The organism is Alteromonas sp. Cnat2-8, assembly GCF_022348355.1.
GTDB classification, from domain to species: Bacteria; Pseudomonadota; Gammaproteobacteria; order Enterobacterales; family Alteromonadaceae; genus Alteromonas; species Alteromonas macleodii.
In genome coordinates this window covers 45,784-62,653 of the sequence record NZ_JAKREX010000007.1, presented here as the reverse complement: position 1 = coordinate 62,653, position 16,870 = coordinate 45,784, and the positions used below count along the sequence as shown (strand labels likewise).

The 16,870-nt window shown below is 44.3% G+C and carries 16 protein-coding genes and 1 tRNA gene; 9 read left to right on the top strand and 8 right to left on the bottom strand.

Translation table 11 applies throughout. The annotated features are described in order from the left end of the window. Nucleotides 1-41: 41 nt before the first annotated feature. The 6 genes from arcA to MHN00_RS18035 form a co-directional block, all read right to left on the bottom strand. Nucleotides 42-749, bottom strand: a complete 708-nt coding sequence (gene arcA, locus MHN00_RS18060; RefSeq protein WP_014947922.1) for a two-component system response regulator ArcA — start codon at nt 747-749, stop codon at nt 42-44. Between the two features lie 154 nt (nt 750-903). After that, nucleotides 904-2,550 carry a HAMP domain-containing sensor histidine kinase gene (locus tag MHN00_RS18055; protein WP_039236941.1) on the bottom strand — a complete coding sequence of 549 codons (1,647 nt, stop codon included), beginning with the start codon at nt 2,548-2,550 and terminating at the stop codon, nt 904-906. Nucleotides 2,551-2,657: 107 nt separating this feature from the next. Continuing rightward, nucleotides 2,658-4,082 carry a glycogen synthase GlgA gene (gene glgA / locus MHN00_RS18050; RefSeq protein ID WP_156077761.1) on the bottom strand — a complete coding sequence of 475 codons (1,425 nt, stop codon included), beginning with the start codon at nt 4,080-4,082 and terminating at the stop codon, nt 2,658-2,660. 149 nt (nt 4,083-4,231) lie between these two features. Next, on the bottom strand, nt 4,232-5,314 hold the full coding sequence (locus MHN00_RS18045; RefSeq protein ID WP_014947925.1) for a methyltransferase: 1,083 nt from the start codon (nt 5,312-5,314) through the stop codon (nt 4,232-4,234). Beyond that, the gene (gene trmB, locus MHN00_RS18040) at nt 5,314-6,033 is read right to left on the bottom strand and encodes a tRNA (guanosine(46)-N7)-methyltransferase TrmB (RefSeq protein ID WP_239302009.1); all 720 of its coding nucleotides are present in this window, start codon (nt 6,031-6,033) and stop codon (nt 5,314-5,316) included. Before trmB ends, MHN00_RS18045 begins: the two co-directional genes overlap by 1 nt. A 91-nt stretch (nt 6,034-6,124) precedes the next feature. Continuing rightward, a complete protein-coding gene (locus MHN00_RS18035; RefSeq protein ID WP_239302008.1) occupies nt 6,125-6,829 on the bottom strand; it encodes an alpha/beta fold hydrolase in 705 nt (234 codons plus the stop codon). Between the two features lie 113 nt (nt 6,830-6,942). Between MHN00_RS18035 and mutY the strand changes: the two genes are divergently transcribed. The 3 genes from mutY (at nt 6,943) to MHN00_RS18020 (ending at nt 8,569) form a co-directional block, all read left to right on the top strand. Beyond that, entirely contained in the window at nt 6,943-8,010 is a 1,068-nt protein-coding gene (gene mutY, locus MHN00_RS18030; protein ID WP_239302006.1) for an A/G-specific adenine glycosylase, read from the top strand. Between the two features lie 59 nt (nt 8,011-8,069). Further along, nucleotides 8,070-8,342, top strand: coding sequence for an oxidative damage protection protein (locus MHN00_RS18025; RefSeq protein ID WP_171336916.1), 273 nt, complete (start codon nt 8,070-8,072; stop codon nt 8,340-8,342). Between the two features lie 151 nt (nt 8,343-8,493). After that, nucleotides 8,494-8,569, top strand: a tRNA-Phe gene (locus MHN00_RS18020). A gap of 90 nt (nt 8,570-8,659) precedes the next feature. Here MHN00_RS18020 and MHN00_RS18015 read toward each other — a convergent pair. Beyond that, the gene (locus MHN00_RS18015; RefSeq protein ID WP_239302004.1) at nt 8,660-8,881 is read right to left on the bottom strand and encodes a hypothetical protein; all 222 of its coding nucleotides are present in this window, start codon (nt 8,879-8,881) and stop codon (nt 8,660-8,662) included. A gap of 992 nt (nt 8,882-9,873) precedes the next feature. Here MHN00_RS18015 and MHN00_RS18010 point away from each other — a divergent pair. After that, entirely contained in the window at nt 9,874-10,167 is a 294-nt protein-coding gene (locus tag MHN00_RS18010) for a DUF1778 domain-containing protein (protein ID WP_014996979.1), read from the top strand. Nucleotides 10,168-10,174: 7 nt separating this feature from the next. Beyond that, nucleotides 10,175-10,717, top strand: coding sequence for a GNAT family N-acetyltransferase (locus MHN00_RS18005; protein ID WP_171336915.1), 543 nt, complete (start codon nt 10,175-10,177; stop codon nt 10,715-10,717). Nucleotides 10,718-11,480: 763 nt separating this feature from the next. Here MHN00_RS18005 and MHN00_RS18000 read toward each other — a convergent pair. Continuing rightward, complete coding sequence (locus tag MHN00_RS18000; RefSeq protein ID WP_239302002.1) at nt 11,481-12,194, bottom strand: HAD family hydrolase; 714 nt, start codon at nt 12,192-12,194, stop codon at nt 11,481-11,483. Nucleotides 12,195-12,609: 415 nt separating this feature from the next. Here MHN00_RS18000 and MHN00_RS17995 point away from each other — a divergent pair, with 415 nt between their 5' ends. From MHN00_RS17995 to MHN00_RS17980, 4 genes are read left to right on the top strand one after another with little or no spacing between them, the layout of a single operon-like run. Then, nucleotides 12,610-13,794: a methyl-accepting chemotaxis protein gene (locus tag MHN00_RS17995; RefSeq protein WP_061439154.1), complete on the top strand. Its 1,185-nt coding sequence runs from the start codon at nt 12,610-12,612 to the stop codon at nt 13,792-13,794. A gap of 56 nt (nt 13,795-13,850) precedes the next feature. Continuing rightward, nucleotides 13,851-14,216 (top strand): response regulator, encoded by a 366-nt coding sequence (locus MHN00_RS17990; protein ID WP_014947933.1) that lies wholly within the window; start codon nt 13,851-13,853, stop codon nt 14,214-14,216. A 37-nt stretch (nt 14,217-14,253) separates the two neighbouring features. Next, a complete protein-coding gene (locus MHN00_RS17985; RefSeq protein ID WP_061439156.1) occupies nt 14,254-16,347 on the top strand; it encodes a chemotaxis protein CheW in 2,094 nt (697 codons plus the stop codon). After that, nucleotides 16,344-16,847 carry a chemotaxis protein CheW gene (locus MHN00_RS17980; protein WP_014947935.1) on the top strand — a complete coding sequence of 168 codons (504 nt, stop codon included), beginning with the start codon at nt 16,344-16,346 and terminating at the stop codon, nt 16,845-16,847. The genes MHN00_RS17985 and MHN00_RS17980 overlap by 4 nt, the downstream gene beginning before the upstream one ends. The last annotated feature ends 23 nt before the right edge of the window (nt 16,848-16,870 follow it).

The following is a 16,870-nucleotide window of genomic DNA, read 5'->3' as shown; positions in this document are numbered from 1 at the left end:
TAGCGGCTTTTCATTAATTCAAAACTCGTTCAGACAACGTCTTAGCCGTCAACCTGACCGCAGAAACGGTAACCTTCACCGTGAATGGTTACAATCAATTCTTCATCTGAAGGATCTGATTCGAAGTGCTTACGAATACGACGAATCGTTACGTCAACCGTACGGTCATTCGGACGAAGTTCACGCCCCGTCATTTCCATAATTAGCTGCTCACGGGTAAGGATCTTACCTGGATTGCTTAGGAAAAGGTGAAGAGCGCGGAATTCACTGCGTGGTAGACGGAACTCTTTCCCGCTAGGCGAAATCAGTGAACGGCTATCACCGTCAAGCGTCCAACCGTTGAAGCTTACACGGCTTGGTAAATCGTCGTCTTCTGAAGAGTTTGTAGTACGAGACAGTAAGTTGCGCGCGCGAATAGTCAATTCACGAGGGTTGAATGGCTTAGTCAGATAATCGTCTGCGCCAATTTCAAGACCTAGAATACGGTCAACGTCGTTATCACGACCCGTTAGGAAGATAAGCCCGACGTTTTTACGGTCACGTACTTCACGTGCCAAAATAAGGCCATTTTTACCCGGTAGGTTAATGTCCATGATAACCAAATTGATAGCGTGATTCTCGAAGAAATCATGCATTTGATCACCGTTCTCGGCCTCAAACACATTATACCCTTCCGCTTCAAATAAACTCTTAAGCGTGGTACGGGTTACCACCTCATCTTCAACAATTAACACATTTGGCGTCTGCATGGTGTTCTACACTCTTTCTAAAATACGATTTAAGCAACTAACTGGTTAAATTTTAATATTCATGTACTTGATTGCAAGCAACTTGTGAATATTCTTACTGTTAAGGTATTGGGGTTAGCCAATAAAAATCAAGAAAAGTTCATACTTTATACAACTATTCTGACGTTTTCGCATTAACAACGGGGAAGATAATTACAAATTCTACGCCGTTGCCTTCCTCACTGGTAATCGATATTGAACCATTAAGGGCTTGCGTTACTAAGTTGTATACCAAGTGCATTCCCAATCCGGAACCACCTTGCCCACGCTTCGTAGTGACAAAGGGGTCAAATATCCGTTTGCGAATTTCTGGGGAAATGCCTTTTCCGTTATCGGTATAAACAAGCTTGAGCTTATTGCTACTCACCATTTCGGCACGAATATCAATAGTGCCTTCATCCATGGTTTCAAACCCATGAATAACCGAATTCATGATTAAATTAATCAAGATTTGATTTATTGGGCCAGCCTTCGTTTCAACGCTAAGGGTAGGGTCGCAATCTACGTTGATGTTGTGTTTTAATTTTTTGAGTCGAGGCTGCAATGACAATAGTATCTCATTAACTAGCTGTACAACGCAAAAACTTCGGCTAGATTCTGAGGTTTGATCTACAGCAACCTGCTTAAAACTGCTAATAAGTTCGGCAGCTCTGTTCAAATTGCGGTAAATAATGTTGAGGTTTTCGTTACTTTCATCCAAAAAGCGTTTCATTGCACTGGCTTTCAGCGTCTTATTTTCAAAGTCTTTTTGAATAACCGCTAACCTGTCTAACATCATTGTCGACGCAGTAACGCCTAAACCTATCGGAGTATTTACCTCGTGCGCAACGCCCGCAACCATATCACCAAGCGAGGCCATTTTTTCATTCTGTACAATTTGACGCTGGAACTGATGTAGCTTTTCTAACGTTTGAATAAGTTCCTGGTTTGCATCCTTAAGGGCGGTGGTTCGGTGACTTACCATATCTTCTAGGCTGGCATTGAGCTTTCTATGTTGCTCCTCCGCCTGTCGTTGCTTTTGCATGTACTCTTGCATGCGAAACAGCATCACATTCACGGCGTCAGCCAAGATATCGAGTTCTCTAATGGTGGAGCCGCTGGCACGGGCTGAATAATCACGTTGTCGTGAAGTACGCTGCAAGAAGTTGGCAATGTCCTCAACGGGGCCAGTTACAATACGCTGCATACGCACTGCAAAGTAAAAGCTAATAGCCAATAGCGCCAAGGCTACTGCCAAATTAAGCCAAATCGACTTTCCAACAAGCTGGTTAAAATTCTCTGAGGAAATTCGTAAATAAATCCAGCCCAACTGAATGTTCGTCTCAGTGTCGAAGACTTTTGCACTTAATTCAAGGTATTGACCATTGTCGGCCAATTGAGGTGTCATAAACATGGACGCCAGTTGATTTTCCTTGCCTCCTAACAATAACTGGCCTTCCTTGTTATAAGAGGCGAAAATCTGGGGCTCTAGGTTACCGCTTTGCGCTTTGTAAACATGGGCATTTAAAACATGGTCGGCGGCAGCAAGGTTACTTAGGGCAAGTTCAATGCGCTCTGGCGTTTCGTCATAAAGATACATAGCTGAACTGCTTGCGACCAACTTGGCCAACATGAGTGCGTTAGACTCAAGTTCATGACGGTAGGTTTTAATTTGCGTGTAGACGGCAAGACTGGATAACACTGCAAGCGAAAACGTAGTAATTGACATTACCACCCAAATGAAAAGGCTTTTAATCGTAAGCTTGACTACTTTATCCGTCATATCCGTTTTGCGTATTGTCCATTCGCGTCTTCCATATATTCATAGTGGCGCAAAAATGCGCAAAAAGGAAGACGCCCATAAACAATAATTAATGTACGCAAAGCCCTTTAGTTGAGGGTTGAAACGTATAGTTGCTGGTAATTCTTCGCCGCTGCTTCCCATGTGAATCGCGTTCGCATTCCACGTTGCTGCATCGCCCTGAATTTTCCGGCATCTTCGTAGAACGCCAGCAGAGCTCGACGAATGCAAGATAGCAGTGCATATGGCGTAGGATCATCAAACACAAAACCCGTACCTTCGCTATCGTTGCTGTAATCGATAACCGTGTCTTTGAGTCCGCCTACCGAACGTACGATGGGGATGGTTCCATAAGCTAAGCTGTACATCTGGTTCAATCCGCACGGCTCAAATTGAGAAGGCATTAGGAAGAAATCAGCGCCGGCTTCTACCAAATGGGCATGTTCGGAACTAAACCCATTTATAAACGCGAATTGGTCAGGGTGTTGTTGAGCGAATTCGCCAAGGTCCATACACACTTTAGGGTCGCCCGTGCCCACAATTACCATTTGAACATTGTGCTTAATTAAATCGTCCAAAATGGGCAGTATGTAGCCAAAGCCTTTTTGTTCAGTCAGCCGGCACACCATTCCAATAAGCGGTACGTTGCCATTCTCAGGTAATCCCGACTTCTCCTGTAATGCTCGTTTACATGCGGTCTTTGGATGAAGATTCTCTACACTGTAATTCTCAGGTAGGAATGTATCTGTCTCGGGGTTCCACTGCGTGTAGTCACATCCGTTAAGAATACCGCTTAAGTCGGCTTGACGATTTACAAGCCGCTCGTGCAGGCCATGACTACCTAGGTCAGTAAGTAACTCGCTCGCATAGTTAGGGCTTACGGTTGTCACTTTCGTGGCAAACTCAATTCCGCTTTGCAGCATATTGATGTAACCGCCGTGCACTTGCGCCAGAATGTTTGGATGATGGCGAAGAAAGGGAATGCTCTCAAGCTTATGCACGCCTTGAAAAGCCGCGTTATGAATAGTGAATATGGTTTTAGTACCGTCAAAATACCCAGATTTGTCGTGGGTAAGTAAAAACGGCAGCATGGCCGCATGCCAGTCGTGACAGTGAATAATGTCAGGCTTTTTATCAATAGCTTTTAGCGTTTGAAGTACGGCGCCACTGAAAAAGCTAAAGCGCTCACCATTGTCTTCATAGGCCTCAAATGCGTTGGCGTATAGCCCTTCACGCATAAAGTATTCGGGCGAGTCTACAAAGTAAATAGGAATACCGTGCCATTGCATGTAGCGAATATCAAAATGGTACACCTGACCTTCAGTAAACAGGGTTTGTTGCTCGGTTACAGTTGGTAGGTTCAACTGTTCAGCCAGTACTTGGTAATAAGGCATAACAATGGTGATGCTTTCGCCCAAGGTATCAAGCGCGAGTGGGAGTGCTTTTCCAACGTCTGCAAGGCCGCCGGTTTTTACCAATTCTTCAACTTCTGAAATAGCAAATACAATATTCACAGGTGATCCCCCAGAGCGTAACGTGCAGTGCACTTGTAATGCTTAAATATAGTGTACGGAAAAAGCGCCGTATGCCATTGCGTGGAGTACGCAATGGCATGAGCAACAGGTAGAAAAGCTAAATTAGCACAAGCTAATGGTTTTTTTAATTACAAAGCCGCTTGATAAACAGAAAATTGCGACGTTTGTGCTGTGGTATAGACCGTTTGGAAGTGCTCAGCGAGTAAACCTGGGTAGGGTAAGAATCGGTTTGCCACCATCTGCATAGTGCCGCCACGACTTAAGCTTGCTTTAGCGTCAGAAATAAAGCGCTTAGTGATGGTGTAGTCAGTTTTAATGCCAGTATGAAATGGCGGGTTGGTGACAATATGCTGTACTTTTTGGGTAAAACCGTGCAATCCATCTGCAGCATAGAGTGTTGCTGATAATCCGTTGTCTGCTAGGGTGAGTGCACTACAGTAAACTGCAAGTGCGCTAACATCAGTAAGATGAAGCTTCAAATGCGGATACTTAAGCATTATATAACTGGCAATCACGCCAGCGCCGCATGCGAAATCCAGAATTTCACCACTCAATGATGTTGAGAGTTTTTCTAGTAAAAGCTCAGTTCCCGCATCCAGTTCCTTGTAGCTGAATACGCCAGGCATAGAGGCCACTTGCCAAGCCGTGCCCTCAACGTGATACGTATTCATGTCAAGCCATGCATCCGGTTCAAAGGCAAGATGTGGCTCTTCAACTAAAACGGTGATAAGACTGCAGTGGCGAGCAGAATCAACCTTTTGGGTTGGGCCGTATTGGTCCATCAACTTAGCAGCACTTTTTATACCGCCCTTATTTTCACCCACCACGTGAATACGACCATTTTGGCCCACCATGCTGGCTGCCATTCGCAATAGCATCTGAAAATGGGTTTTTGCTTTGGGTAAGAAAATCATCACGTCAGTGTGAGATTTCTCTAGTGCAACGAAAGGCGTAAATATATGAGTATGATTTCCGACTTTTTGCGTCACCTCAAAACCTGTGCGCGTAATATCTCGGCTATCAAACGATACCGAGGGTACGACTCTTACGCACTCTGAAAAAATATCGAAATATTGGTGAATTACCGTGACTTCTTGCGATTTAAGACCGTCCAGAAAATACGCATCAGAAGGGTTGATAAATGCCCACTGACCTTCGTCGAAAAGCGCGATATTACGTTCTAACAGTTGGCTTTGAGGAGATAAAATCATTACTTAGTACGCTCGAAAATTAGATCCCAAACGCCATGACCTAATTTTTGGCCACGGGTTTCAAACTTAGTAATTGGGCGGTAGTCTGGACGAGGTACATAGTCGCCGTCAGGTGCAGTATTAGTGTAACCGTCGGCATTGATCATAACGTCTAACATGTGCTCAGCATATTGCTCCCAATCCGTCGCCATATGAAAACAACCGCCAATAGCTAATTTGGTGCGAACCAGCTCAACAAATTCAGGCTGAACAATACGGCGTTTGTGGTGACGCTTCTTGTGCCAAGGGTCTGGGAAAAATAGCTGTAGGCGAGACAACGAACCGTCTGGGATCATATTCTTAAGCACTTCTACTGCATCATGGTCCATTACACGCAAGTTCTCGACGCCTTGTTCGCTTGCTTCAGCTAAGCATGCGCCAACGCCTGGACGGTGAACTTCAATGCCGATAAAGTCTTTCTCAGGTGCGTTTGCGGCCATTTCAACCAATGACTTGCCCATACCGAAGCCAATTTCTACAACAACAGGCGCACTTCGGCCAAAAATTTCTGACAACGATAACGGTGTTTCAGCGTAGTCAATGCCCTTGGTTGGCCAGTGATCTTCTAGCGCTTTTTCTTGTGCTTTAGTAAGTCTACCTTCGCGTTTCACGAAGCTTTTTACCTTGCTTACGTATACTCCAGCGGCTTCTGCTTCCGCCTGACTTTTGAATTGCCTCATTTGCAATGCCTTTCTTACCCAATTTTATGGTGGCGCATTATCCACTTACCCACGGCTTATGCAACGCTATCGTGGCAAAAATGCTGTAATTTTATACGCCAATTTGTTTCGCAATAATAGACGCTACGGCGTCAGTTTTCTCAAGTACTACCATATGCCCGGCGTCACTAATGGTGTGGAACGTCGCTTTGGGTAGTACATTTTTTAGCTGCTTAATTGTTTCTGCTGGTGCAATGGCGTCTTGCTGGGCAGTAATAAACGTTACTGACGCGTTGATCTTTGCGAGCGCTTTAACGGTACTTTCTCGTGGTGTGGTTGCTAGCGTGTGGTTGAGTAACGTTGTTTTACCTAAATCCTGCGCCATCGATTTTACAACACCAGCCACGTTTTCATCCGCTAAGCGGGAAGGGTGGATAAATCGCGAAAGATAAGCGTCGTTGTCGGGCTTAAAGTTACCTTGCTTGAGCATAGTAGTAAGCTGCTTGCGCTTTGCAATTTCTTCTTTTGATAACCCTTCTGGGTTGTAACCGATTAAGGTTAGCGAAGCAATATTGGCAGGGTTGCGCTGTGCTACTAATGCAGCTATAAACCCGCCCATCGAATAACCCACAAGGTGCACTTTTTCGTTATCAAGAATACGATCTTCACTTAATGCCAGCATTTCTTCTAGCGATGCTGCCCATTGAAGCGGTACATAACGACGTTGTGCAATATTTAGTTCGCGCCAAAGCGGTAGAAATACGCGCTCGTCACAGAGCGTACCGGGAAAAAATAAAACAGGGTGCTGCACAGACACGTGTGCTCCTTAACAATAAACTGGCTAGTTACATGCTACCATAGCGCGCTTTTTAATGAATGGTCGCTAAGTAGAAAACGACCAAGCGGTAGTAACTGCCCATACAGACGATTATGACAGAACAACAATATACAGGTAGCTTTGCAGAGCGAGCACTCGCATGGTTTGATAAACACGGGCGAAAGCATTTGCCTTGGCAACAAGACGTTACGCCTTATAAGGTGTGGGTGTCGGAAATAATGCTGCAGCAAACTCAAGTCACCACGGTAATTCCCTACTTTAAACACTTTATGGCGTCTTTTCCCACCGTGCACGACTTGGCTAAGGCTTCTCAAGACGACGTGCTTCATCATTGGACTGGGCTTGGCTACTACGCAAGAGCAAGAAATCTTCACAAAGCTGCGAATACGCTGGTAGAAAAATACAACGGCGAGTTTCCCTATAGTCTGGAAGAAGTCATGGATTTGCCCGGCATAGGGCGCTCTACCGCTGGGGCGATACTTTCGCTATCTCGCAATATGCGCTTTCCTATATTAGATGGCAATGTGAAGCGTGTGTTGGCCCGATACTATGCAATCGGCGGGTGGCCGGGACAGAAAAAGGTAGAGAATCAGCTTTGGGAAGTGGCCGAGAAAAACACGCCTACCAATTCAGAAGGCGGACGTTGTGCCAACTATACGCAGGTGATGATGGACTTGGGCGCGATGATCTGTACGCGAAGCAAGCCAAAGTGTGATGAGTGCCCGCTTCAAGCCGACTGTATTGCCTACGCCCAAGGCGCGCAAGCCGACTACCCGGGTAAGAAGCCGAAAAAGGCGCTACCGGAGAAATCCACCTATATGATGGTGGCACAGTTTAACAGCCAAGTGTATTTAGAGCAGCGTCCCTCAACAGGGCTGTGGGGTGGCCTATATGGTTTTATTGAGGTGTATTCAATAGAAGAGGGGATTGAGCAGTTGGCCAAGCGAGGTATCAGTGTCGACGAAACCCGAACGCTTGAAGGGTTCCGTCATACCTTTAGCCATTTTCATTTAGATATCACCCCAGTAGTGGCCGTGGTAAACTCTGCTCCAACAAAGCGCGTAGCCGAAACGCCATTTCGTTGGTTTTCGTTGAACGAGCCTATTGAAGTTGGTTTGGCGGCACCTACAACCAAGATTATTCAGCAGTTAATGCGTTAGGCGTTCTAAGCCCAACGCAATATTTTTTGCTAAGCAGATAGCGAACGAAAGGAAATAACATGGCAAGAACGGTATTTTGTCGCAAGCTTCAAAAAGAAGCTGACGGCTTAGATTTCCAACTTTACCCGGGGGAGCTGGGTAAGCATATTTTCGACAACATTTCTAAAGAAGCATGGGCCGAATGGCAGAAAAAGCAAACTATGCTAATTAACGAACACAAGTTGAATATGATGGAACCGAATGCCCGTAAGTTTTTAGAAGAAAAGATGTCGGCATACTTGTTTGACGACGTAGAGCCTACGATTGAAGGCTACGTTCCGCCTGAAAAATAAGCAAAAAAGCGTTTTTTGAGCAAACAATGCGCAAACAGTAATAAAAGCGCAAAAAAAGCGAGAAAAACGGTTGACTTGTGAAGGCGAAAACCGTTTAATACGCACCCACAGCAGGACAGGCAGTAAATGCCTAGAACGCTAACAAGTTTCAGCCTCGATAGCTCAGTTGGTAGAGCAGCGGATTGAAAATCCGCGTGTCCCTGGTTCGATCCCGGGTCGAGGCACCATTATTCAGAAAGCCCTGCATGAAAATGCGGGGCTTTTTTGTATCTGCCAGCCAGTCCCTAGTTTCCAAATAAATCCGGTTTTTCCAAAAACTATTTAGAAAGCTTTACCTTAATGGGCAGCAATCTATAGTTTCGGATAGTTGTCTTAACACTATCATGGCCCAAGAGCAATTGTGTATGCTCAAGCTCGACTTCACTTGCTGTATTCTTACGAATGTCTCGTTCTTGAAACCTTTCCGATAAGAGTTCTTTATCTAGCGCTTTCACCATCCAATTATGCCAAATGCTGTGAAATCCATCGCCAGTGTACATTTGGATCCTTTCAACTTCCTCTCAACAGCTTTGACTTCAGACTTCTGAATGAACAGAGAAACACTCGATTCTTAAAACTTCTCAAAAACGCCTTCGCACGACTAGTCTTTCTTGTTAAGGCACTAAGTCACACCGTACGATGCCTGCTTACCCAACTTTGACGCGAATTATTTCAATGGGCTGAGGTTCACAAATGGGATAATACTTTTCTTCAATACTTGTAGCGATGTGGCAATAACATGAAATTATTGATAAAGACCTCCCGTAACATAATTTAATGCTGTCATTAGGCATTTAAGAAAGAAATTTAGGGAGGCTAATGGACAAGGGGGTATAAAAACGTGTGTACAATAGGAGTCGGTTAACAAATAGTGGAGTAAAGCCGACATGGGTAAGAGAAACAAAAAGGGTTTTAAATTATCCCTCACAATTCACCTTAAAAAAGTAGATAGAGTCATCGTAGGCATACTTGTATGTTTCAGTTTGGTATCGGATGAGGGCCTGTTATATAGAAAGTTACCTAATGGCAAGGTTACCGAAGCATCAACAATATGCTGGATTAAATAAACGCAGCAGTTAGAGCAACTAACGACTAGGCGATTCTAGTACAGGATACTTAAATTGTCATTTCTTTCGACAGCCTGTGCTCCAGCAATAGATTTGAGGTTGTTGGTTGAATCTACCAACGCCCATAGATGTGGATTCCCTCGAGTTATACGTAATCAGTGTCTCAGTGTGGATTAAGACGTACATAGTACGGAATGTTGACATGTTGTAGGTGTTTGTATTATTATCTAAAAATCCGTAAATTGTACGGATTTTAAAAATAATAGAAAATTACTAAAAATATTCATAATTAACTGAAAAAAATCATTTTAATTAACTAAAAAGCGGAGATTAACCATGATGAATTTAATAGAAGTACTTGTAATGGGTACATAGTCCTTGGAGGTATTTATGACTTAAATCAAAAGTAAATAGGATTAGTAAATATGAGTGCAATAGCAAATAAAGAATTTGAGAAACCGTTTGGTACTGAGAAGCCAGCGCGTATAGAACTTAAAACTACGCCAACAGTAAAGCAAGTTTTGGAAATGGCGGCAGATTTAAAAGGAATTAGTCTGACAGCGTTTATGTTGTCAATTGCTCAAGAAAAAGCTCAACAGGTTATTGAATCTAGCCATGTTACTAGATTAACGCGTGACTCCTGGGATGCATTAGATAGAGCTATGGCTAAACCTGCCGAACCAACTGCTGAACTGAGGGCCTTAATGAAAAGAAGGTAATAACAATATGCCCGAAGCAAGCCAGTTGGCAATTTTGCCGCTAACAAAAGTAAAACTTGAAAAAAGCATGACGAAGGAATTTGACTGCGGTGACAAATTCCTTAACGAATTCTTAAAAAAGAGTTGTGCGAAAAAAGTACAGAAGAATTTAATTAGAGGCCATGTTGCCTTAAACAGCGGTAAAGTAGTTGGGTATATTACTCTGCAAGTACACAGCCTTGAAAAAGACTGGTTTGTGCAAATGGGAAGCCATCCAAACCAAGTTCCCGTATTGATGATAGATCAAATTGCTACGGATAGTTCGCATCAAGGGATGGGTATTGGAAGAGATCTGTTAGCAGAAGCATTTAAAAGTGCAGCAATTATTAGTGAAGAAGCTGGCTTAGCGGGCATAGCGTTATGGTCCCACCCTAGAGCCTTAGGCTTTTACCAAAAGCTCGGGATGGTGTCTATCGGCCAACAGACAGTTGGTGACTTCGAATTGACTCTGATGTTCCTCAAGATTGAAACCGTTGTAGCCGCAATGAATGATATTAAAGATGCTTCATAGAGGGAGTATAGTCTTCAATGCGGCTTTACGAAGCTAAGACTCCTTTGGATTAGCAGTCAAGCCTATCTTTTCGCTGCGCTCCAAGATAGGCTCGACCTCCTGCAACCAAAAGATTTTAGGATAGTCCGCATTGCTCTCCACTATTGGTAGAACCTGCTAGGTTCTTGCCCCCCTTACGCGTTGGAGAGACACACCTATGACGAACTGCGCTTACTTTAACCCCCGTCTGTTGACTAGACTGCCGCGCCGTTTTTATGTGGTGGCCGTGGTTGGTTCCCCGTTGCCCACTAGTGTGTAAGCGCCTCTGAATTGCGAACTCAGAGTGTCGCGGTGCGCGTCGCACTCTGAGTCGTATGTAAGGATTCCCCTCAGCTAGTATGAAACTGAAATTTGATTGGTCGTCTTGCGAAAATTGACTGATATCTAAAACCCGACTTGAAGCTCGGTTTTTTGCTTTTTAGCCCCAGTGAAAATTCATGCGATTAATTCCCCTTAAAACTTTTTCCAATAACGCATAACAGGAAGATGAAGTTATGCGGTTTTCAGAGCATTTAATTAGGGATTTATTTGGAAGGTTTATGATTTAAAGTGTATATAAATCAATATTTTGATTTTACTTTCAATTTTGGATTGAAAATTCGCGTGTCCCTGGTTCAATCCCGGGTCGAGGCACCATTATTTAAGCACTTGCAGAAATGCGGGGCTTTTTTGTTTCCGCTTTATGTCTTTTCTAGCGCTAATCGCAGACCTAGTCCAACAGGCGCTAAGACATCTGTACCAAACTTAAAAACTCTTGAAGCGAAGACACATGGAATTGTGCCTTTGGTGACTTTTTAACGCCCGGTCGAAGTATTTGAACCGTTTTCATACCTAAACTATTACCCGCACTAATTTCTGACTCCTCACTGTCTCCAATAACCCATACCTCACTCGGAGCTGTATTATATTTTTTGGCAATAATGTCGAAGTAGAATGCTTTGCCTTTTCTAGGCGGGTTACCTGGGTCATCGTAGTAAATGTCTTCAAAAGCATCTTCAACGCCTAATTGGCGAATTTTCGAATGTTGAAATTTTTGGAATCCAGAAGTTACAAGTAGCTTCACCCCTTCAAACGCATTAACTAAATGAGTGTCTTCATAGCCTTCTATAGGGTGCGCAATACTCAACTGCGAAAAGTAAGCATAACTCGCAGATTTTGAATGCTCAGAGAACTTATATTTTTCAACAATATAGTCCAAAGGTTTACGCCAAAAATCCAAACGCATTTCTTGTCTCATAGAGGGAGTTAAATCGTTACTCTTATCTGACTCGATGACATCGAATAGAGGTAGCAATATGTCTTCACCTACACTATTGCCCGGAGCTATGCAGTTGTCGAGATCAAAAATAATTAATGGCATGTATGGATAAATTACTAGGGAGTGGTGTGCACCATAGTCGCACATGAATGTTTCGATTTCAGAAAGAGCAACCTGCATAGTCGCGCACTTGTCGCATAGTGGAATTACGCCAAATACTCTGAAAACAAGCCTGATAAGAACTAGTTTGCGCTTTTTAGGCGCAGTTAAAGCCAAAAAACGCTTTTTTAATAAAAAACTTATGCATGTTCTTGCCTACTTTTCAAAATGGGTACTACGCTTACTTCATATGTTAAAAACGCAGCGAAATATAACGTTGTTACTTTTTAAAAGAGGTAACGCGCCATTGCTCTGTGTTTTAAAGAGATAGTTTTTGGCTTAACACCTGTGATTTTAAGCGGAGTGAGAAACTTCGAACTGTTAATAATGATAGGAAGCTAGCTGCTTCGTTCAACTGCCTTTGTCTAAAAGAAGCAACCGGCAGTTGAATGTTCAGGGTGAAACTAAGCCGCGCGTAATTCTCAAGGAGAGTTTTTTGTCAGCTAACAACACATCTTCAAATCAGCAGAGCGCAGTAAACACCATATTTGCTATTTCAGGTATTGGAGTTATCGCTTCGTGGGTGCTCTACTTTTCAGTATCGGCGTTAGCCGCTCTCGCTGTGCTAACCGGCGCAGTGGTGATTTGTGCCCTCATTCACTCAAAAAATAACAGAGAAAGCGACGAGATATACCCGACAGAGAATAGTGCTGCGGATATGGCGACAAGCAGAAATGCTGATATTGAAAAAGCCAGTGAGGGGTTAAGTGTTTCACTTGGCACTTGTGACGCCAATTTATCGGACATCAAATCAACGCAGGATGACGCAGTAGAAACTTTGTCTCACGCCTTTAGCAGTTTGAAATCACTAGTTTCTCAACAAATTGAGTGTATTGAAGATCTGCTAAGTGTGGACGAAGCGCATACGCAGTCTTACTCCGACCGAATGCGCAATTTCGCCCGCGAAACCGATGGAACACTAACGCAATTCATTGATTCTACAGAACAGATGTCGTCGTCGACAAAGCACCTAATGGAGCAAGTGCAAACCATTCAACAGGCCATGCCTACGGTAATTGAAGCACTGAGTGGTATTGATGACATCGCTGCACAAACTAATTTACTTGCTTTGAATGCGGCTATAGAGGCGGCGCGAGCAGGTGAGGCTGGTCGTGGCTTCGCTGTTGTTGCTGATGAAGTCAGGGCGCTCTCAACTCGCTCCACTCAGTTTAGTGATGTGATTAAAACCCAGGTCGAGAACATAAGAAGTCTGGTAGATAAGCTCACAGACACTGCTGAATTTGTAGCGTCTCAGGATATTTCTCAGGTGGTTAATGCTAAATCACATATTAGTGAGCAGTTGTCTGAGATTATCAAGAAAGCGGAGGCTGACCTTGTAACCACTAAACAGATTGAAGACATTGGCTCTCAGCTTGACGAGTCGATAAATGCGGCCATTCGGGGTATGCAGTTTGGCGATATCAACGGCCAACACATTCAGTATACCCAAGATATGATCAAGTTCATTTTAGAGCAGTTGGCAACGTTAGATGTCAACAATATCGAGCGTTTCGTCAGTGCATTAAACGAGTACCAAAAAGGACTCGCTGCGAAAGGGAAAAATGACCACAACCCTGTGTCTGCAACATCTATGGACGCTGGGGAAGTCGAATTGTTCTAGCTAAGCAAGGAACAGGAAGCACAGTCAGTAATGACCTACTTTGGAGAAGTGAGCATATGAGCAAACACATTCTAGTTGTTGACGATTCAGTGTCCATTCGTCAGATGGTAGAAATGACCCTAAAAGGTGCGGGCTATACCGTTACGACAGCCCAAGACGGGCAAGATGCGTTAGATAAATGCAAAAGTCAGCAATTTAATTTTGTTTTAACCGATCAGAATATGCCACGAATGGATGGCCTTACGCTTATAAAAAATTTGCGCGGCTTGGGGACTTACAGCAGAACGCCTGTTGTTATGCTTACTACAGAAGCAGGCGACGATATGAAAGCAAAAGGTAAAGCCGCTGGCGCCACAGGCTGGATGGTAAAGCCTTTCGATCCAAACAAGCTTCTTGATGTAACGAAGCGCGTGCTGGGCTAAATCGCCCACCCACTCCTAAAATCTGGAAGGATTCGGAATGAGCATCGATATAGAACAGTTTCATGGCGTGTTTTTCGACGAGAGCGATGAGCATCTCGACGATATGGAACAGCTATTGATGAGTTTAGATGTTGAATCCCCTGATCCTGAAGAGCTAAATAGCATTTTTCGCGCTGCCCATTCGATTAAAGGTGGCAGCGGTATTTTCGGTTTTGATGCGTTGATGAATTTAACGCATGTGATGGAAAACTTGTTAGATAAAGCCCGCAACAATGAGCTTAGTGTTACCGCTGACATTGTAAATGTGCTTTTAGAAACTCTCGATGTTTTAAAAGACACGCTTAACGCCTACCGCGATGAGACCCCCGTACCAGAAGACAGTATTGCCGAGCGCATTAAAATTCTAAATGGCGTAATCAACGGTCAATCTACAGACGCAGCCTCAGGCGATGGTGACGATGCTTCAGAAGTAAGCGTGAATGCGCAAAACGAAAGCGCTCAGGACGACAGCTTTGGTTTCTTTGACGATGAGCCTAATAGTGCTATTGAAGCCGCTGACGACAGTTTTGGTTTTTTCGACGACGAACCAGTTAACGAAGCGCTCTCTCACGGCGACAACACTAAAAGTGAGAATAATGACGATGACGGCTTTGGCTTCTTCGATGATGAAATATCGAATAATACCGTCGACGCACAAACTGAAACGACTAAAGCCGAAACAGCTGAAGTAGAGCAGGGTTTTGGTTTTTTTGAAGACGCACCGTCAGCTACCAATATCAATACTTCCCTAGAAATTGCGAGTAGTAATAACGCGCAAAGCGCGAGTACTCAATTAAATACAGCAACAACATCTAACAATGATAAAGCGCCAACTACTGGCGTTGCCCCCACGACAACACAAGCCAAAACGCCACTAAAACCGCCAGCGAAAAAGAGCACCGCCCGTGAATCGGCCTCTATTCGTGTAGACACCACTAAAATTGATGCCATGGTTAACTTAGTCGGAGAGCTGGTTATCACCCAGTCTATGCTGTCTATGATAGGGCAAGACGTTGAAGGGCAAGTTGGCGAACGGTTGCAGCTAGCTATTGATGAGCTGCAGCGAAACACCCGGGAAATTCAAGAATCAGTGATGTCTATGCGCATGCTCCCGCTAACCGCAACCTTTAATCGTTTTCCGCGTTTAGTAAGAGATTTGGCAGGTAAGTTAGGTAAACAGGTAGAACTGGTGCTCCAGGGAGGCAGCACGGAAATTGATAAAAGTTTAATTGAAAAGATCGTCGACCCCCTTACCCATCTCGTTCGCAACAGCATCGATCACGGCATAGAAATGCCCGACAAACGCGTCGCTGCTGGCAAACCAGAGAAAGGCACGGTTATTCTAAGTGCCGAGCAGAAAGGCGGTAGCATTATTATCAGCATTATTGATGATGGCGGTGGTCTTCACCGCGACAAAATTCTCGATAAAGCGCGAAGTAACGGGCTCACCGTATCTGATGACATGCCTGATTCAGAAGTATGGCAGCTTATATTCCAACCTGGGTTTTCAACTGCCGAAGCCATTACCGATGTATCGGGAAGAGGGGTAGGTATGGATGTGGTGCGCCGCAATATCGAATCGATTGGCGGTCGTATCGATATCGAGTCTAGCGCCGGTGAAGGTTCAGCGTTTTTCATTCACCTGCCGCTTACGCTAGCCATAGTTGATGGCATGTGTGTGTCGGTGGGTAAGCAAATCTTCGTGATCCCACTTTTAAATATTATTGAATCCTTCCAGCCTACTAAGCAGCAGCTGAAGACCTTGGGCAACGACACCGTTCTCTATATACGAGATCAATACTGGCCTTTGGTGCCCCTCTACGACTTCATGGAAGTAGAGGATGCCGCGCTTTCTCCCACAGAAGGCATTGTGGTGTTGCTTGAAAGCAGTAAAAAACGCTTTGGTGTTTTGGTTGATGCACTCGTCGGTCAGCAGCAGGTGGTGATTAAAAGCTTAGAAGAGCACTACCGTAAGGTGGCTGGAATAGCGGGGGCAACCATTATGGGCGACGGAAAAGTCGCACTTATTATCGATGCAGACTCCATTGCTACAACGTATACCTCCAGTCAAATAGAGGAGTTACTTTCATGAGTGAAACTGCCTTGCATCAAGCGGTTACCGGCGGACAGGACAAAGAGTATTTAAGTTTTGTGCTTGGCGATGAGCATTACGCCTTGGACATCACCACAGTAAAAGAAATTAGAGGGTACGAACAAGTCACTAAGATTGCGAATGCGCCAGCCTTCATAAAAGGCGTGATTAATTTGCGTGGTGACATCGTTCCTATCGTGGACTTGCGCATTAAGTTTAACGTAGGCGAGGCCACATATAACGACTTCACAATAGTGATAATGCTGAACATTCAAGAGCGTATTGTTGGCATCGTGGTAGATGGTGTATCCGATGTTATTCGCTTGTCTGAAGAACAAGTACTTCCGCCACCAGAGTTTGGCGTAGCTTTTGACAGCAGGTATCTACACGGTTTAGCTGATGTAGATGAAAACATGGTCATTCTGGTGAACATAGAAAGCTTAATAACCAGCGAAGAGCTGGGTTTAGTCGCACCTGAGAGCGTAAAAGACGACGCGTAGTTACAAGGTCCTTCACTAAACGG